We start from the raw sequence: 15,324 nt of genomic DNA, 5'->3' as shown, positions 1-15,324 counted from the left end.
GAGAGAAGAACCTATGGAATTGAATCAGCATTGGAGAATCCAGTCCTTCGACGTCGGGCAGGCGCGGCCTCTCGAGGTCGCTTCCGCAGGCCTAGACGACCGGTTTTGGATTACGGCGAAGGTACCGGGCGACGTGCATTCGGCGTTGATCGAACGGAAGATCATCGATAACCCGTATTTCGGGCATAACGACGCGAAGTGCCGCTGGATCGAAACGAAGGAATGGTGGTATCGGACGCAGTTCGAATACGCCAAGGGCGAGCGGGACGAGGACCGGCACGAATTGGTGTTCGAAGGGTTGGATACGTTCGCGACCGTGTACGTCAACGGCCTGGAAGTCGGCAAGACGAACAATATGTTCGTCGAATACGTCTTCGACGTCACGCGGATCGTCCGGAACGGCAAAAATACGATCGCGGTCAAATTCGATCCGCTCTATTTGCATCACCGGGATAAAGAGCAGTTTCAATGGTCTTCGTATACGAAGGAGCGGCCGTGGCTTCGCAAAGCGGCGATGAATTTCGGCTGGGATTGGGGTCCGCGGCTGGTAACGGTCGGCATATGGGGCAAGGTGCGCCTCGAACGCCGAACGAAGGCGAAGCTGGAGAGCGTCTTCGCGCGCACGGTTCGCGCCGACGAGCGGACGGCCGACATTCGCGTGGACGTCGAGGCGAAGTCGTACCGCCGCGGCTTGTCGAACGATTGCCGCGTTCGGCTGCTGGACCGCGAAGGCGTCGAAGTCGCCTCCGTTCGCGCGGATGTCGCGGAGGGCAAGGCGTCGGTCCGATTGGCCGTCGACGCGCCGAAGCGCTGGTGGACTCACGATCTCGGCGAGCCTTACTTGTATCGCATCGAAGTCGAATTGTACTCGGAAGGCGAGCCGGTCGACCGCCGGGCGTTCGACTTCGGCATCCGCACCGTCGAGCTGCTGCTGAAAGACGAGGAGGGGCGGAACGCGTTCGCCTTCGTCCTGAACGGCGTCCGGCTGTTCGCGAAGGGGACCAACTGGATTCCGGCCGACAATTTCATCGGCGCGATTCCGGAGGAGCGGTACCGCGATCTGATCGATCTCGCCGTCGAGGGGCAGATGAACATGCTCCGCGTGTGGGCGGGCGGCATCTACGAGAAGGACGTATTTTACGAGGAATGCGACCGCCGCGGCGTGCTCGTTTGGCAGGATTTCGCCTTCGCGAACGCGCTGTTCCCGGACTTCAACAAGGATTTCATGGACAGCGTTCGCGCGGAAGTCGCGCACAACGTGAAGCGGCTGCGCAACCACGCCTCGCTCGCGCTGTGGTGCGGCAATAACGAAATCGATTGGCTGTACGACATGAAGACGGCGGGCGGCGACATTACGTGTCCCTTCTATGGGGAAAGCATCTATCACGAGCTCATTCCCGACGCGCTCGCGGAGCTGGACGACAGCCGGGCGTATTGGCCGTCCTCGCCGTACGGCGGCAGCGACGCCAACGATCCCGACGTCGGCGACCGCCACAATTGGCAGGTATGGCACGGCTCGGTGTATCCCCGCAAGTTCGGCGAGCCGCCGATCTTGGACTATAGCATCCAAGGGGTCACGTTCAAAAATTACAAGAAGGACTTCGCGCTGTTCAGCAGCGAGTTCGGCATTCACGGCTCCGCTAACCGCTACACGCTGGAGAAGCATACCCCCGAAGGGGAGTTCTATTGGGGCAGCGTCGAGATGGCGTACCGGAACAAGGATACGAACCATCAGAAGGGCATTCTGCTGATGGAAGGATTTACGGGCATTCCGAAGGATATCGAAGAGTATATGAATTTCTCTATGCTCACCCAAGCGGAGGGCTTGAAGTATGGGATCGAGCATTACCGCAGAAACAAAGAGCGAACCAGCGGGGCGCTCGTATGGCAGCTGAACGACAGCTGGCCGGGGACGAGCTGGGCGATGATCGATCACGAGCTGCTGCCGAAAGCCGCCTACTTCTATGGAAAGAAATTTTTCCACCCGGTGCTGCTGTCGATCGACCACGATGCCGGTTCGCCGCTGCGGGTTTGGGTCGTGAACGACCGGCTGGAGCCGCTCGACGGCGTCTTGAAGCTGAAGGTATTCGACTTTACGGGCGCGTTGGTGTCGTCGACGGACATCCCGGCGTCCGTCGCCGGGAACGGCGCGGCGTGCTTGTTCACTGCGACGGAAGCCGAGCTGTTGAACGGCAGGGCGCCGGAGGACGTCGTCGTCACGTTGACCGCGGAAGGCTTCGACGCCCCTGCGAACGTGCTGTATCTGCGCGATCATAAGGACTTGCGCCTGCCGGCGGCGGAGCTGATTGTTACGGTCGACGAATCCGAGCAAACGGTGCGCGTCGCGGCCCGCGGCGGCCTCGCCCGCATGGTCAAGCTGGACGTGCCGCGGGGCAACCTTAGGTTCAGCGACAATTTCTTCGACCTGCTGCCGGGCGAGGAGAAAATCGTTCGGATCGCAGACCCGCGCGGCGGAAGCGTCGATTTGAAGGGCCTGCGGGTATCCGCGATCAACGCCGCCGAACCGACACAGAACTAACGGTGCAAGAGAGATAGAGGGAGAGGGAGAAACATATGGGTACGATCATTTCTTATCCGAAGGACTTTGTTTGGGGCGTATCGACCTCCGCATACCAAATCGAAGGGAGTCTCGACCGGGACGGGCGCGGGCCGAGCATCTGGGACACGCTGTCGGCGATTCCGGGACGCATTCACGAAGGGGACGACGCGAGCGTCGCTTGCGACAGCTATGTGCGGTACGAGGAAGATATCGCGCTTATGAAGGAGCTTGGCGTCAAGGCGTATCGATTCTCCGTGTCGTGGCCGCGCATTTATCCGACCGGCGACGGCGAAGTAAACCCGGCGGGCGTGGAGCATTACAAGCGGTTCGTGCGCAAGCTTAGGGAGAACGGCATCGAGCCGTTCTGCACGCTGTACCACTGGGAGCTGCCGCAGGCGCTGCAGGATCGGGGCGGCTGGGAAAACCGGGAGACGGTCCATGCTTTCGTGCGGTTCGCCGAGACGATGTTTCGGGAATTCGACGGGCTTATCGAGAAATGGATGACGTTCAACGAGCCGTGGTGCACGGCGATCAACGGCCATCTGCTGGGCCGCCACGCGCCGGGAATTATGAACTGGCAGTCCGCGATTCAAGTGTCGCATCACCTGCTCGTCGCGCACGGTCTGACCGTGCGCCGGTTCCGGGAGCTCGGCGTCGCCGGGGAAATCGGGTATGCGCCGGATATGTACTGGTATGAGCCGTTCTCCCGCAAGCCGGAGGACGTCGAGGCCGCGAAGCGGGCGTTCGGCATCTACAACTGGTACGTGGAGCCGGTCTTCACGGGCCGGTACCCGGAGGAGATGGCCGCCTGGCTGAAAACCAAAGGGGCCGCGCCTGTCGTCGAGCCGGGGGATATGGAGATCATTAGCGAAAAGATCGACTTCCTCGGTCTCAATTTTTACGGCGGCAACATCGTTCGGCATAAGCCCGGCAACAACTATCTGGATTTGGAGCATGTCGATCTCGGCTACGACAAGTCGGACAAAGGCTGGTTCATCTTCCCGGAGGGCTTGTATTTGATGCTGAACTGGCTGACGGACCGCTTCGGGCAAATCCCGATTTACATTACCGAGAACGGAGTCAGCTACAACGATGTGGTCGAGGACGGCCGGGTGCAGGACCAGAAGCGGATCAAATTCCTGGAAAGCCACATCGCGGAAATCGGGCGGGCGATCGAATCGGGCGCGAACGTGAAGGGGTATCTCACCTGGTCGTTAATGGACAACTTCGAGTGGGCGTTCGGCTATTCGTGCCGGTTCGGCCTTGTGTATGTCGATTTCCGGACGCAAGCGCGCATTCCGAAAGAAAGCTTCTACTGGTACCAAAAGCTGATCCGCAAAAACTGGCTGCAGCTGGAGAGCCGGTAAGGGCGCATGAGGGAGGAACGCGGGATGAAAATCGGGTTGATCGGCCTCGGGAAGATGGGATACAACCTCGCGTTGAATTTCATGGATCACGGGCATGAGGTCGTCGGCTGCGACGTGAACCGGGACGCCGTCGAACGGCTCGCCGCCGATGGGGGCGTCGGGGCGCGCTCGATCGCCGAGGTTGTCGAACAGTTGCCGAAGCCGAGGAAGGTGTGGGTGATGGTGCCTGCGGGCGAGCCGACGGAGCAGGCGCTGGCGGCGCTCTCCGAGCTGCTCGAATCCGGCGACATCGTCATGGACGGCGGGAACGCCAACTACAAGGACTCGATCCGCCGCGCCGAGTCGTTCGCCGCGCGAGGGATCGCGTTCCTCGATGTCGGCACGAGCGGCGGCGTCGACGGCGCCCGGCGCGGCGCCTGCGCGATGATCGGCGGCAGCGCGGAAGCGTTCGCCGCCGTCGAGCCGCTGTTCCGGGACATTTGCGTAGCGGGCGGATTCTTATACGCCGGACGGTCCGGCAGCGGGCATTTCCTCAAGATGGTGCATAACGGCATCGAGTACGGCATGATGCAGTCGATCGCCGAAGGCTTCGATCTGCTGGAGAAGAGCTCGTTCGAGTTCGACTACCCCGCGGTGGCGTCGATGTGGAATCACGGCTCCATCATCCGTTCGTATCTCATGGAGTTGACGGCGAACGCCTTCGGCAAAGATCCGAAGCTGTCCGGGCTGAAGGGCATCATGCAGTCGTCCGGCGAAGGCAAGTGGTCGGTCGAAACCGGCCTCGATTTGCAGGCGGCGACGCCGGTCATTGCGCTGTCGCTCATGATGCGGTACCGGTCGCTGGAGGAGGACACGTTCTCCGGGAAGGTGGTCGCGGCGCTTCGCAACGAATTCGGCGGCCACTCGGTCGTGCGCTCCTCGTAACAAACAATACAGCGGTATCCAGGATGGAGCACTCGTCCTGAGATGCCGCTGTTTTTTTGTTAGGGCAAGATTACAAATCTTTCCGGCCGAACGCCCGGCATCCCAGCCAAAGCAGAACCGCGGCATACCCCGCCGTGTACAGAAGGAAAGCATTCGAGGGAACGCTCGCTATCGAAAAGGGCCCCATGTCGGCTGTCATCAACCCGGCCCAATCCGCTCCCCCCACGACCTCGTAGATGCTTCTTCGGTAGACCGAGTCCGTGGGCAGGAGCAGCCCGGTAAGGAGGAAAAATTTGTCCAAAGCGGGGTGGGAGCCTTCGTAGACCGTTAACCCTTCGACCAGTCCGCTGAAGAGAGCGAGCCCGTACAGCAGAGCGGCGCAAATCCCGTTCCCCAGCATCGGCAAATAGACGGACCCCAGCATCGTCACCGAGAGGAGCAGGAGCGGCATCCAGACGAACAGCCCCAAGCCCTGCAGCAGGTCATCCGCCAGGATGGGAAGTCCGGCCACGCTGTGGACGGTCCAAACGACGGATACGAACAGGACGGCGCTGTACGCGGCGATCCAGACGGCATGGCCCAGCCATTTGGCCAGATACAGCTTCCAGCGAGGGATGGGGCGGGCGGCGACGGCCAGCAGCAGGCCGTTCTCCTGCTCGCCCGTGACGGTGCCCATGGTCGAGAACAGCACGAAGAAGGCCGCAAGGAATTGCGCGAAAAACAGTCCGATCATCATCAGCACCATGCCGCTCAACAGCCGTTCCGCGGGGGAGATAGGATTCAGTCTATCCATGCCGGTGATCTCCCGCACCCCGAAAGCAAACAGGACGAGAAAGACGAGGGTCAGGATGATCGTGACCAGGAATACCCGCTTGCGGGTCAGCTCCTTGAAGGTGGCGGAGATATACATGGTCATTGCGGGACGCCCCCTTTGCGGGATTGGGCCATCCGGAGGAACCAGGCCTCGAGGCTGTTCGGCTCGGGGCCGGATTCGTACAGCGTCAGGCCGCTCCGGATAAATAGAGAACATAGGTAGCCGGCTTGTTCCCGGTCGGTTACGCGGGCGGACAGAAGGGCGTTGCCGCTCGCATCGGCCTCGACCAAGCGCAGCGGGGAGGGGAAGGCGCCTCCGACGGCGCCGTTCAGCTCCGAGAGCGTCTCCGGAAGCCAGCCGCCGAGCCGAAAGCGCCAGGCAACGCCGCCGCCGTCGCCGGCGCCGCCGAGCAACCTGTGCAGCGGACCCGACGCCAGCAGCTCGCCTTCGTAGAGGAAGGCGGCTTCATCGCAAAGCTCCTCCACATCCTCCAACAAGTGGGTATTGAGGAACACCGTCACGCCTCTGGCCCGCAGCCGCTTGAGCAGGCTGCGAATTTCGTAGCGGCCCACGGGATCCAGCGCCGACGCGGGTTCGTCGAGGATCACCAGCTCGGGATCCAGCAACAGGGCGACGGCGAGGCCGAGGCGCTGCTGCATCCCTTTGGAGAAGCCGCCGACCCGGCGATCCGCTGCATCCGGCAGGCCGACCAGTTCCAAGGTGTCGCGGACCCGGCTGCGGAAGGCGGGCGAGCGCGACTCCTGCGGGGACAGCCCTCCCAGCCGGCCATGGAAGCGGAGCACCTCCGCCGGGGTCAGCCACTCTTGAAAACGGAACAGCTCGGGCAAATACCCGAGCTTGCGCCGCGCCTCCGGCCGGCCCAAGGGCTGCCCGAGCACGGAGGCCCGCCCGGAGTCGGGGCGGTGGAGGCCGGCGAGCATTTTGACGAAGGTGCTTTTGCCGGCTCCGTTCGGTCCCAGCAGGCCGAAGATGCAGCCCTGCGGCACCTGCAGGGTAATGCCGCGGCAGCCGCCGCGGCCGTTGTAGGTTTTGGTTAACCCTTCGGTGTCGATCATCATCATGGCCGGATAAGCTCCTCCGCCGCCCGCAGGAAATCGGATTCCGCCGGAAAATCGTCCATATCGCCGCTCAGCAGTCCCATCCGTTCCCCGTCGAGCCAGAACAGATACCGTCTTCCGCCGTCTGCGGTCATGATCGCGTCATGCCCGCCGAGCCGGAGGTTGACGGTCGCGCCGTCGGGGGTCGGAACCGGGAGGGTGGTCCGCCAATCGCCGATGCCGGCCAGTTTCGTCCGCAGGCTGTCCGGCAGCACGGGCAGCCCCAGCACCGCCTCCCGAACTTTCGCCGCATCGATGCCGTCATCCATCGCGAGCTCCGGTTTGCCGTATTGGAGCAACCGCACCCGCTTGCCTGACAAAGCGCCCTCCGTGGAGACGCCGTCCGGGACGTAGAGCCGGATGACTTTGCCGTCCGCCTCGTCGGGCAGGGTGGTGGCGCCGCCCAAACGGGTGAGCAGCCGGTTGACCGCCTGCACGTTCAATTGGAACGTAAGCGTGGTAGCGGGCTGGTAGATAGGATCGCTAGAGTTCTCCAATCGGAGCAGGGGGGCGCCCATTCGCCGTTCCGCTTCGTCCCAGGGAATAACGCGGGCTTCTCCGCCGCCGGACTGGGTCAAGGTCCCGTATTGGGCCAAGCTGAAGCTCCGATCTCCGTCGGGCGAGCCGCGCTCCAGCAGACTGGAGATGGCGGCCATGTCGTCCGCCGTAATCCCGACCCCTTCCACGTGTTGAATGCGGAACGTTTGCATCATGGCGGCCAGCGCTTGGTCCCCCAGAGATGTCGTAAACAAGCCGATTGTCACGACGGCTGCGGCGACGCCGGCGGTCAGCCGCCGAAGTCTGCGTTTCCCAGGCCGCTCTGTATGCCAAGCGGCATTCGCCCCTGCCACGTATATGTCGCGGAATGCTCCCGTCTGTTTCATCTCAACCGCACCATCCTTTTCATCATGATCTCGATTCTTTTCCGTTCGCGCCTCGATCCCCGTTTCGTCCGGACGCGGATTCCCCTCCGCCTGTCTCCAAAACGCCGGAACCGGCTCCCGGGCAACCCGCTGTTCAAACCGCTCCCAAGCCCGGTCCGTATCAAAAACCGGATCCCCGTCGGTCCGCTTCGCTCCGTCCGCCATGATTCCGCTCCTCCTCCTGCCCGTATTTCTTCTTTAGGCGTTCCTCCGCCCGGGCCAGCAGCGTGCCGACAATCTTCGGGTTGACCTCCAGCCGGCGGGCGATTTCTTCGTAGCTGTACCCTTCCTCCCGAAGCAGAAGGGCGGTCCGGTCCCGGTCCGAGAGCTTCTGCAGCACCCGGCGGACGACGTCTTTTTCCCACTCGCGAATGACCTCCGCCTCTCCCGAAGGGACGGCGCCTTCCGACCAAGCCGCCACGCGGGCGGTTTCCTTTTCCAGTAACGTCTTGCTCGACGACCGCTGTCTCAAATAATCGTATCCGATCCGGGTCAGCACCCGGTGCAGCCACGCGCCGACGGCCTCCAGCCGTTCCGGAGGGTTCCGGTACAGCCGTAGGAATACCTCTTGGGCCAAATCCTCCGCTGCCGCGTAATCGCCGGTCAATGCATAGAGCTTCTTCGCCACCCCGGGGTAATGCTCCCGGAACAAGCGCTGGAACTGCGCGGGTATCTCTTCCGCCATGCTGCCGCCGTCCCCCCTTTCGCTTCACTTATAAGACGGTTGCCGGATCGGTTTTGTATCAGGGGAAAAAGGTTCAAGCGGGAACTTTCTTCCGTCTGCGCTCGTCATGGAAATGAGGTACCGGATCGTGCGACAATCTAACGTATCGGCTCGTCAAAATAGTTTCCTCGATTTCTTATGTAAAGGATAGCGCAAGAGCGGACGCGGCGGTCGAATGTGAGTACTGATCCGAGGGGGGCGTACAGCCGTCAATCCGTCGTCTCGTTGCTCAAGGATCAGAGCGGCCGCCGGTATAGCCGATATCGATTCATATCCGTGCGTTGGAAGGTGCGTGATGTCCTTGCCGAATCCCGCTGCAGACCCCGTGTCGGAACTGCTGCAAGTCTTACTGGAGGGTTTACAACAAGTGCTGGGAGAGCGCCTGACGGGCGTTTATTTGCGCGGTTCGCTCGCTTTGGGGGATTTTGACCCTGAAACAAGCGACATCGATTTTTTGGCGGCGACGGCGGTTGCCATTACGGAGAAACAATTTTCTCTGCTGCAAGATCTGCATGCTCGAATCGCCGATCGCCCGAACCCGTACGCCAAAGAACTCGAGGGCGCCTACATCGACGTGCAATCGCTAAGACGTTATCGCCCGAACGAGAAGTTCCCTACGATTGCCCGGGGGGAGTCGTTGCAGTGGGCGGAGCACGGAGCGAACTGGGTGTTGGAGCGGTGGGCTGTTCGCGAGCACGGGATATCCCTTTGGGGACCGGAGCCCCGCACGTTGATCGATCCCGTTTCGACGGAGGACATTCGCCGGGCTGTATCCGTTCGTTTGCAGGATTGGTCGGAGTGGGCGGAGTGGGCGAGCGATATGGAACACCCGGCATGGCTTCTTCCCCTCAGCCACAAAGCCTACGTCGTCGAGACGATGTGCAGGGCCTTGTACACGCTCGAAACAGGCGGTTTGTGCAGCAAGCGGCATGCGGTCGATTGGGCGTGCGCGATGCTCCCGGATCCGTGGAGGCGCCTCGTTCGGCAATCAAGAGCTTGGTCAACGAACCTTGCGATTCCCGAACGGAGCGTCATCAGCGAAGTGGCGCGGTTTGTACGGTGGGCCGCGTCCATGGCCGATTGAAAATGACGCTGACGAGGCTGCCGACGGATCGATCGGCAGCCTCGCGCTGTGAACGGCAGGGTTGTCGCCGGAGCTTACCTAGCCCGTCTCCTCCTGTTCTTCGTCCGCCGGATCCGCTGGAGCTCTCTCCACCAACGGTCGATCAGCCGATGCCAATTGTAGAAAAGCGTGCTCCTCGGGGCCGAAGGAACCTGCCCGAAATCCGGGTCGCCATACACGTCCGCCCCGAAAACATGGACAGCGTCATGGAGCGACGACGTCAGCAAAAACCGGCCGAGCTCATCGGACGACCTGAACGACGATAAATTGGTAGCAATACGATTTTCGGCTTCTTGCAGGCTGCTATTCCATCCGGGATGCATTTTGATTTCGGCGGGAACGGCGGACCAAGGTTCGACGCTGCTTGCGTCCAGTCCTTGCGCGCTGTACCACCGCAGCGATTTTCGCAGAAAATTTCGGTGGAAACGAAGAAATTCGAGGCCATCCCCGGGCCGGACATTCATGTTCATGTTGCTGTGCCATTCAGCATGCTCGTCAAGAAGGGACTGCGGGTAATTCGGGATCCTCGCCATAAGCCCTCACCTTTTTTAATACAGCTATATTCTAGAGTAGGCGACGATTCTTGGGCGTTCGACAATTGCGAGGAATGGGTAAAATGTTTGGATCAGGAGGATGAACAGAGAGAACGCACGTATAATTTTCTACGGCTTCATCGTAGGTACTGTTCTTATGACCATGCCGATTCCTGCGTTCTTCTTTTGGAAGGACGTGACGGACGTGGTTGAAACCGTGTTCCGCTACGTAGGGTTCGTTTTTTTTGCAGTCTGCGGGATCACCGTGATGCTGCGGGTGATCGGAACCTTTGTCGGGAAATAACAAGAAGAAGCTGCCCGCGGCGCGACCGCCGGGGCAGCTTGCATACACGCGAGGGCGTTACGTCGCCAGCGCCCGCCGCAGCATCGGCGTGAGCGGCGACCAGTGCACCGCTTCGAGCGCGTGCAGCGCCCTGGTGCAGGCGACGTAGAGGAGCTTCACATCCTCCGGCAGCGCCGGGTCGTATTTGCGCTCCGACGGGTCGGCGAGCAGCACGGCGTCGAATTCCATCCCTTTGCTCAAATACGCCGGGACGACGCTGACGCCGCCCTCGTACCGATCCGCCTTCCCTTCGATCCAATGGGCATCCTCGACGCCATAATCGACGAGGCGGCGGTGCAGCGCGCGGCAGAGGGACGCCGTCTTGTCGATGACGGCGATGTTGGCGTGGCCTGCGGCCCGCAACGCGGCGATCCGCTCCGCGACCGCGGCGATGCCCGCCTCCTCGCTGCCGCAGGCCGACGCTCTCGGCGGCTCGCCATGCCGCAGCACCGGCTCCGCCGGCGTCACGTGCGGATTGTCCCAATGCGCGAGCACCTCGTTCGCCGCCGTCATAATTTCGACGGTGGAGCGGTAGCTTTTCTTGAGCCGCTCGACGGACATCGCGCCGGGGAACACGCCGTCCCGCAGCGCCTCCCAATCCGTGAGCCCCCGGTACGGGTAAATCGACTGTGCCAAATCGCCGAGCACCGTCATCGACCCGCCGGCGGAGAGGAAGCTAAGCGCGTGCATCTGGAATGGCGAGAAATCTTGCGCTTCGTCCACGATGATGTGGCTGAACGCGCGCGTTTTGCCGAGACCGTAAAACCGGTACGCCAAATAAAACAGCGGCGCGATGTCGTCCCACTCCAACTCTTGTTTGTTTTTCTCTTTGCGCTCTTCGAAGACGGCCGCGATCCGCTCCGCCGTCCCCGATTCGCCGTTCCCGAGGCCGTTCCATTCGAGCAGGCGGGCGATATTCGACGGCTTCGCCATAATGCCCCGGTAGAACGAAACGATTTCGACGCTCCGGACTTTATCGACGTACTCGGCCAGCTTGCGATCGTACTGCGCCTTCACCTCCGCGACCCGCTGCGCCGTCTCGGCATATTTCCCCTGCTTCACCCGGGATTCGAGGACGCGGGTCGCCTCCCGCAGGCAATCGTCTTTCCATTGCGTCAGCGATTGGAGGAGCCGCTTGCGCCGCTGCATGTACGGATAATGTCGGAAATCGACGTGGAACTTCCGCCGGACGTCGTCCGCCGTCATTCGGTGCGCCTTGCTGAGCGCAAGATCGATGTCCGGAACGGTCGACTCGATGCGGCGCTCGATGTATCGGTCGAGCAGCTTCTTCATCGCCATCGATCCGCGAAGCTTCGAGGCGAGCAGCGCCGTCTCCCGTTCGGGGCCGTTCGCGCCCGTCTCGAGGAAGTACGCCGTCTTCGCGGACGCCTCCGCGAAACGGTACCCTCGCGGGAGCGGAATATGCTTCATGAGCGCTTCCTCCCACGTCGTCTGCACGACGCCTTCGATGCCGAGATCTGGGAGCACGTCGGAAATGTAGTCGATGAACAGCCGGTTCGGGGCGATGATAAGGAAGTTGTCGAACGCGTTCCGGTCCCGATGCGAATAGGCGAGGAACGCGAGCCGGTGCAGCGCGATCGTCGTCTTCCCGCTGCCGGCGGCCCCTTGCACGATCAGCGCTTGGTCCGCTTTAGCGCGGAGGACGGCGTTCTGCTCGGCTTGGATCGTCTCGACGATGTCGCGCAGCTTTTGTTCGCCGCGCTGTTCGAGCCGTTCGATCAGGAGCCGGTTCGTCCCGGTTTCCGCCGTCATGTCGTTGAAGCGCGTCAGCTCTTCGCGTTCCATCTCGAACTGCCGCTTTCTCGACACGTCGAACAGGAGGCGCTTGCCGAGCTTGACGTCGACGGGCACGTCGCGGAACCGGTGCTCGTAGTACAAGTTCGCCATCGGGGACCGCCAATCGAGCACGATCGGATCCATCGTCGCGCGGTCGTACAAGCCGAACCGCCCGATGTACGCCCGTTCCCGGTCCGGCTGGTCGTGCTCCTGGAAATCGACCTTCGCGAAGAACGGCCTCGCTTTCGAGCGGCGCAGCTGGTCCACCTCTTTCTGGCGCAGCGCGTTCAAGGCGAGCTCGGTAAAGTCGTCCGTCGGCCGGATGCCCCCCTCGCTCGCCTCGATGTGCCGTTCGATATGTCCTCGCACCCGCCGCAGAAAGTCCTGCTCGGCCGCAAGCTCTTCCTCATAAGACATCAACAGGTCGTCGCCTCCCGTTTGTGAACCTCCGAAATGCAATCGCCCATGCGATTGCTGGGCCATTTATCATAATATAAATTTGAATTCTTTTCCAGTCCCTCGTTCAAAAAAATAAGCAACCCCGAACCGGAATCAGCCTATCTCGGTATAGGATTCGGTGATTACAAATACAGTTTATATAACATACCGGAGCGGAACCGAACGGGGGGAAAGGGATGACGCGGAGCATGGCAAGCGAAGGGATGGGGGGCGAGCACGCCAGGGCGACATTCCAAGCGTTGGCCGATGCGCTGATTCCGCCCATGTGGAGAACGAACCATGCGTTCTGTGCACGAATCGTCCCGGGGGCATTGCACTTGGACATCGATCGATACCTCATGATGCAGTTAGATCATTCTCAATTCGTACCCCCCGGCGCGGAGGGAGCCGTGCTTCCCCTCTCGATCTCGACGGCGAGGCTGCTGGATATGGGGGCGGAGGGGCTCCCGCCGGAAGGTCGCTTATTTTCCGCATTGCCGCGCATCGATAGGCTGCTTGCTCTTCAACGTTTGGATCGGCTTCATATTCCGCTTTCCGCCGCCCCGCCTCCTTTTACGGATAACCCCGCACTGATTCGCACGATCGTGAACTCGCTGCACCAGCTAACGCTTTTCGGATACTACTCGGAGTGGTTCGGTTACGGGACGACGCGTCTGAACGCTCCGCAAGACCGGAAGCTGGAATGGTTCCCGCCAGGGTGGAGCTGGAGCGAATATCCGGGCCCTTCCCTCGGTTATCGCGCATTGCGCGGATTCGTATTGAAATATCCGCATCGCAAAGGAGAGACATCGCATGGGTGAACCGGATGTCATCGTGATCGGTTCCGGCGGCGGAGGAGCCGTGATCGCGAAGGAGCTCGGAGAGCGGGGGGTGAACGTGCTGGTATTGGAGGCGGGACCGTGGTACGGCAACAGCAAATGGCCGAAGCCGAACGAGCTCCCGGGCGGTCGCGAAAGTTCGAACGAGGAAGATTTGGATGTCGCCTTGCTGAAGGCGCAGTATACCGAGCTGGAAGGGGATATGAACGAGTTAATCACGGGCAAGCTCCGCTGGGGGCCCGCCGATCGGGCGCGAGCCCCATGGTTTCGAAACCTGACGGAGAACGGGTTCGTCTGGCAGTCGGCCGGAGTAGGCGGAACCACGCAGGTATATCTTGCGAACTCCCCGAGGGCGTTTCCCGGTTCGATCGACGGCGTATGGCCGATTTCCTACAAAGAATTGATTCCTTACTACGAGAAGGTCGAGGCGACGCTTCCGGTCGAGTTCTCTCCGACCGCCGCCAAGGAGGAAATGTTTTATTACGGCGCCCGCAAAGCCGGATGGCGGCTCATTCCGACGTTGGACGTCGCGGAGCCCGGTTATCGCCCCCAGCCTAACGCCATCCTGCCTCCCAATCCGAACCTGATGAATCGGAACGTCCCGTTGGAGCGCTTGTCATGGATGACCGGTTGTACCTTAGCCGGCCACTGTATCAACGGATGCCCGCACGGACCGGAGACGGACAAAATCGCGAAGCGCTCGACCAACGTCAGTTATCTCCCTTTGGCGCTGCGAACCGGTTGCGTCGCCGTCAGGCCGAATACGTACGTCGTACGGGTGTTGACGGAGACGCACCCGACGGAAGGGTTGCGTGCGATCGGCGTGCAGGTTCGGGACACTTGGACGGGCGAATCGGACGAGATCAGAGCAAGCGTAGTGGTGATGGCCGCCGGAGCGATTGAAAGCCCTCGTTTGTGGTTGAATTCGGATTTGCCGAGGAACCCGTGGGTCGGGAGAGGCTTAACGAACCATTATATGGATTTTGTCGCGGGAATGTTCGAGGAGCGCGATCTGCGCTCGATTTTGGGGGAGGCGGAGATCAATCCCTTCGTTGGCCATACGTCGGGAGCAAGGCTCGATTATCCTGGCCTCGGCACCTTGATGGTTACCGGGGTCGGGCCCGGACTGTTTTCGACGATGGGTTTCGGATTTACTCAGGCGGGTTATAGTTTTACCAGGAATCATGCCGGTTCGCCCTGGGACAGTCGAGGCCGCATCGTCGGGCCTGAGCTGCAGCACTGGATGGAGCATTACCGGAAGACATTGAGCATCACTATCCTTACGGACGACGAGGTTCTGCATCGCAACGGGATCTCCGTCGATCCGACGAAACGCGACGAGCACGGACCTGCCCCGGTCGTTCATTATGCGCCGGGACCGCAAGCCGCCCGCAGACGCGAAGCTTTGGTGCGGATCGCCGCGGATCTGCTCAGGAAAGCGGGGGCGAAGAAAGTGCATCGGACGGATTGGCCCGCCTCGCTGATGATTCATATCGAAAGTACGATGCGGATGGGGTTTGTCGTGGACCATACCTGCGAAGCTTATCAAATCAAGCGGCTATACATCGCCGATAATAGCGTCCATTATAATTCGTTGGGAAGCGCGAACCCGACGCTTACGACCCAAGCGGTCGCTACCCGCACGGCGGAAAAAATATGCGAAGCGTATTTTTAGAGCATGTGCACGTGAATACCGGCGAATCGCCCGGCGGCGCCGAGCTCATCGGAACTAGTGATGCGATTCACAGCCTCTTTCGCTCTCTGCCGCTCCATCCCGGGGTGTATTTTTAGCTTACCTGCAAAAGCAGACCGCAGAGCCTT

13 protein-coding genes are annotated in these 15,324 nt (G+C 61.2%); 7 read left to right on the top strand and 6 right to left on the bottom strand.

The features are described 5' to 3' along the window. The first annotated feature begins 13 nt into the window (after positions 1 to 13). Genes VE009_RS02090 through gnd form a run of 3 tightly spaced genes read left to right on the top strand, consistent with a single transcriptional unit; the run spans position 14 to position 4,851 of the window. On the top strand, positions 14 to 2,539 hold the full coding sequence (locus VE009_RS02090; protein ID WP_325005730.1) for a glycoside hydrolase family 2 protein: 2,526 nt from the start codon (positions 14 to 16) through the stop codon (positions 2,537 to 2,539). A gap of 35 nt (positions 2,540 to 2,574) precedes the next feature. Then, a complete protein-coding gene (locus VE009_RS02085; protein ID WP_325005729.1) occupies positions 2,575 to 3,927 on the top strand; it encodes a GH1 family beta-glucosidase in 1,353 nt (450 codons plus the stop codon). A 24-nt stretch (positions 3,928 to 3,951) separates the two neighbouring features. Beyond that, entirely contained in the window at positions 3,952 to 4,851 is a 900-nt protein-coding gene (gene gnd / locus VE009_RS02080) for a phosphogluconate dehydrogenase (NAD(+)-dependent, decarboxylating) (protein ID WP_325005728.1), read from the top strand. Between the two features lie 70 nt (positions 4,852 to 4,921). Here the strand turns inward: gnd and VE009_RS02075 are convergent, their stop codons facing one another. The 4 genes from VE009_RS02075 to VE009_RS02060 are packed head-to-tail and all read right to left on the bottom strand — an operon-like array spanning position 4,922 to position 8,391. Further along, positions 4,922 to 5,767, bottom strand: coding sequence for an ABC transporter permease subunit (locus VE009_RS02075; protein WP_325005727.1), 846 nt, complete (start codon positions 5,765 to 5,767; stop codon positions 4,922 to 4,924). After that, complete coding sequence (locus tag VE009_RS02070; protein ID WP_325005726.1) at positions 5,764 to 6,747, bottom strand: ABC transporter ATP-binding protein; 984 nt, start codon at positions 6,745 to 6,747, stop codon at positions 5,764 to 5,766. Before VE009_RS02070 ends, VE009_RS02075 begins: the two co-directional genes overlap by 4 nt. Then, complete coding sequence (locus VE009_RS02065; RefSeq protein ID WP_325005725.1) at positions 6,744 to 7,871, bottom strand: hypothetical protein; 1,128 nt, start codon at positions 7,869 to 7,871, stop codon at positions 6,744 to 6,746. Before VE009_RS02065 ends, VE009_RS02070 begins: the two co-directional genes overlap by 4 nt. Continuing rightward, positions 7,828 to 8,391 carry a sigma-70 family RNA polymerase sigma factor gene (locus VE009_RS02060; protein ID WP_325005724.1) on the bottom strand — a complete coding sequence of 188 codons (564 nt, stop codon included), beginning with the start codon at positions 8,389 to 8,391 and terminating at the stop codon, positions 7,828 to 7,830. The genes VE009_RS02065 and VE009_RS02060 overlap by 44 nt, the downstream gene beginning before the upstream one ends. 406 nt (positions 8,392 to 8,797) lie before the next feature. Here VE009_RS02060 and VE009_RS02055 point away from each other — a divergent pair, with 406 nt between their 5' ends. Next, a complete protein-coding gene (locus VE009_RS02055; protein ID WP_325005723.1) occupies positions 8,798 to 9,514 on the top strand; it encodes an aminoglycoside adenylyltransferase domain-containing protein in 717 nt (238 codons plus the stop codon). Between the two features lie 74 nt (positions 9,515 to 9,588). On the opposite strand, the gene VE009_RS02050 is transcribed toward VE009_RS02055, so the two are convergent. Beyond that, a complete protein-coding gene (locus tag VE009_RS02050) occupies positions 9,589 to 10,086 on the bottom strand; it encodes a tyrosinase family protein (protein WP_325005722.1) in 498 nt (165 codons plus the stop codon). A 100-nt stretch (positions 10,087 to 10,186) separates the two neighbouring features. Here VE009_RS02050 and VE009_RS02045 point away from each other — a divergent pair, with 100 nt between their 5' ends. Continuing rightward, the gene (locus VE009_RS02045; RefSeq protein WP_325005721.1) at positions 10,187 to 10,390 is read left to right on the top strand and encodes a hypothetical protein; all 204 of its coding nucleotides are present in this window, start codon (positions 10,187 to 10,189) and stop codon (positions 10,388 to 10,390) included. A gap of 57 nt (positions 10,391 to 10,447) precedes the next feature. Here VE009_RS02045 and VE009_RS02040 read toward each other — a convergent pair whose 3' ends face one another. Further along, positions 10,448 to 12,643: a HelD family protein gene (locus VE009_RS02040; protein WP_325005947.1), complete on the bottom strand. Its 2,196-nt coding sequence runs from the start codon at positions 12,641 to 12,643 to the stop codon at positions 10,448 to 10,450. Positions 12,644 to 12,861: 218 nt separating this feature from the next. On the opposite strand from VE009_RS02040, the gene VE009_RS02035 reads away from it, so the two are divergent. After that, positions 12,862 to 13,485 (top strand): hypothetical protein, encoded by a 624-nt coding sequence (locus VE009_RS02035; protein WP_325005720.1) that lies wholly within the window; start codon positions 12,862 to 12,864, stop codon positions 13,483 to 13,485. Further along, a complete protein-coding gene (locus VE009_RS02030) occupies positions 13,478 to 15,178 on the top strand; it encodes a GMC family oxidoreductase N-terminal domain-containing protein (protein ID WP_325005719.1) in 1,701 nt (566 codons plus the stop codon). The genes VE009_RS02035 and VE009_RS02030 overlap by 8 nt, the downstream gene beginning before the upstream one ends. Positions 15,179 to 15,324: the final 146 nt, after the last annotated feature.

It is taken from the genome of Paenibacillus sp., from assembly GCF_035645195.1.
Classification (GTDB): domain Bacteria; phylum Bacillota; class Bacilli; order Paenibacillales; family YIM-B00363; genus Paenibacillus_AE.
This window is presented reverse-complemented; position numbering and strand designations above follow the sequence as displayed.

Bases quoted from the DNA above. Each gene is read 5' to 3' on its own strand.
- VE009_RS02090 (WP_325005730.1), top strand. From the start codon at position 14: ATGGAATTGAATCAGCATTGGAGAATCCAGTCCTTCGACGTCGGGCAG.
- VE009_RS02085 (WP_325005729.1), top strand. From the start codon at position 2,575: ATGGGTACGATCATTTCTTATCCGAAGGACTTTGTTTGGGGCGTATCG.
- gnd (WP_325005728.1), top strand. From the start codon at position 3,952: ATGAAAATCGGGTTGATCGGCCTCGGGAAGATGGGATACAACCTCGCG.
- VE009_RS02075 (WP_325005727.1), bottom strand. From the start codon at position 5,767: ATGACCATGTATATCTCCGCCACCTTCAAGGAGCTGACCCGCAAGCGG.
- VE009_RS02070 (WP_325005726.1), bottom strand. From the start codon at position 6,747: ATGATGATGATCGACACCGAAGGGTTAACCAAAACCTACAACGGCCGC.
- VE009_RS02065 (WP_325005725.1), bottom strand. From the start codon at position 7,871: ATGGCGGACGGAGCGAAGCGGACCGACGGGGATCCGGTTTTTGATACG.
- VE009_RS02060 (WP_325005724.1), bottom strand. From the start codon at position 8,391: ATGGCGGAAGAGATACCCGCGCAGTTCCAGCGCTTGTTCCGGGAGCAT.
- VE009_RS02050 (WP_325005722.1), bottom strand. From the start codon at position 10,086: ATGGCGAGGATCCCGAATTACCCGCAGTCCCTTCTTGACGAGCATGCT.
- VE009_RS02045 (WP_325005721.1), top strand. From the start codon at position 10,187: ATGAACAGAGAGAACGCACGTATAATTTTCTACGGCTTCATCGTAGGT.
- VE009_RS02040 (WP_325005947.1), bottom strand. From the start codon at position 12,643: ATGTCTTATGAGGAAGAGCTTGCGGCCGAGCAGGACTTTCTGCGGCGG.
- VE009_RS02035 (WP_325005720.1), top strand. From the start codon at position 12,862: ATGACGCGGAGCATGGCAAGCGAAGGGATGGGGGGCGAGCACGCCAGG.
- VE009_RS02030 (WP_325005719.1), top strand. From the start codon at position 13,478: ATGGGTGAACCGGATGTCATCGTGATCGGTTCCGGCGGCGGAGGAGCC.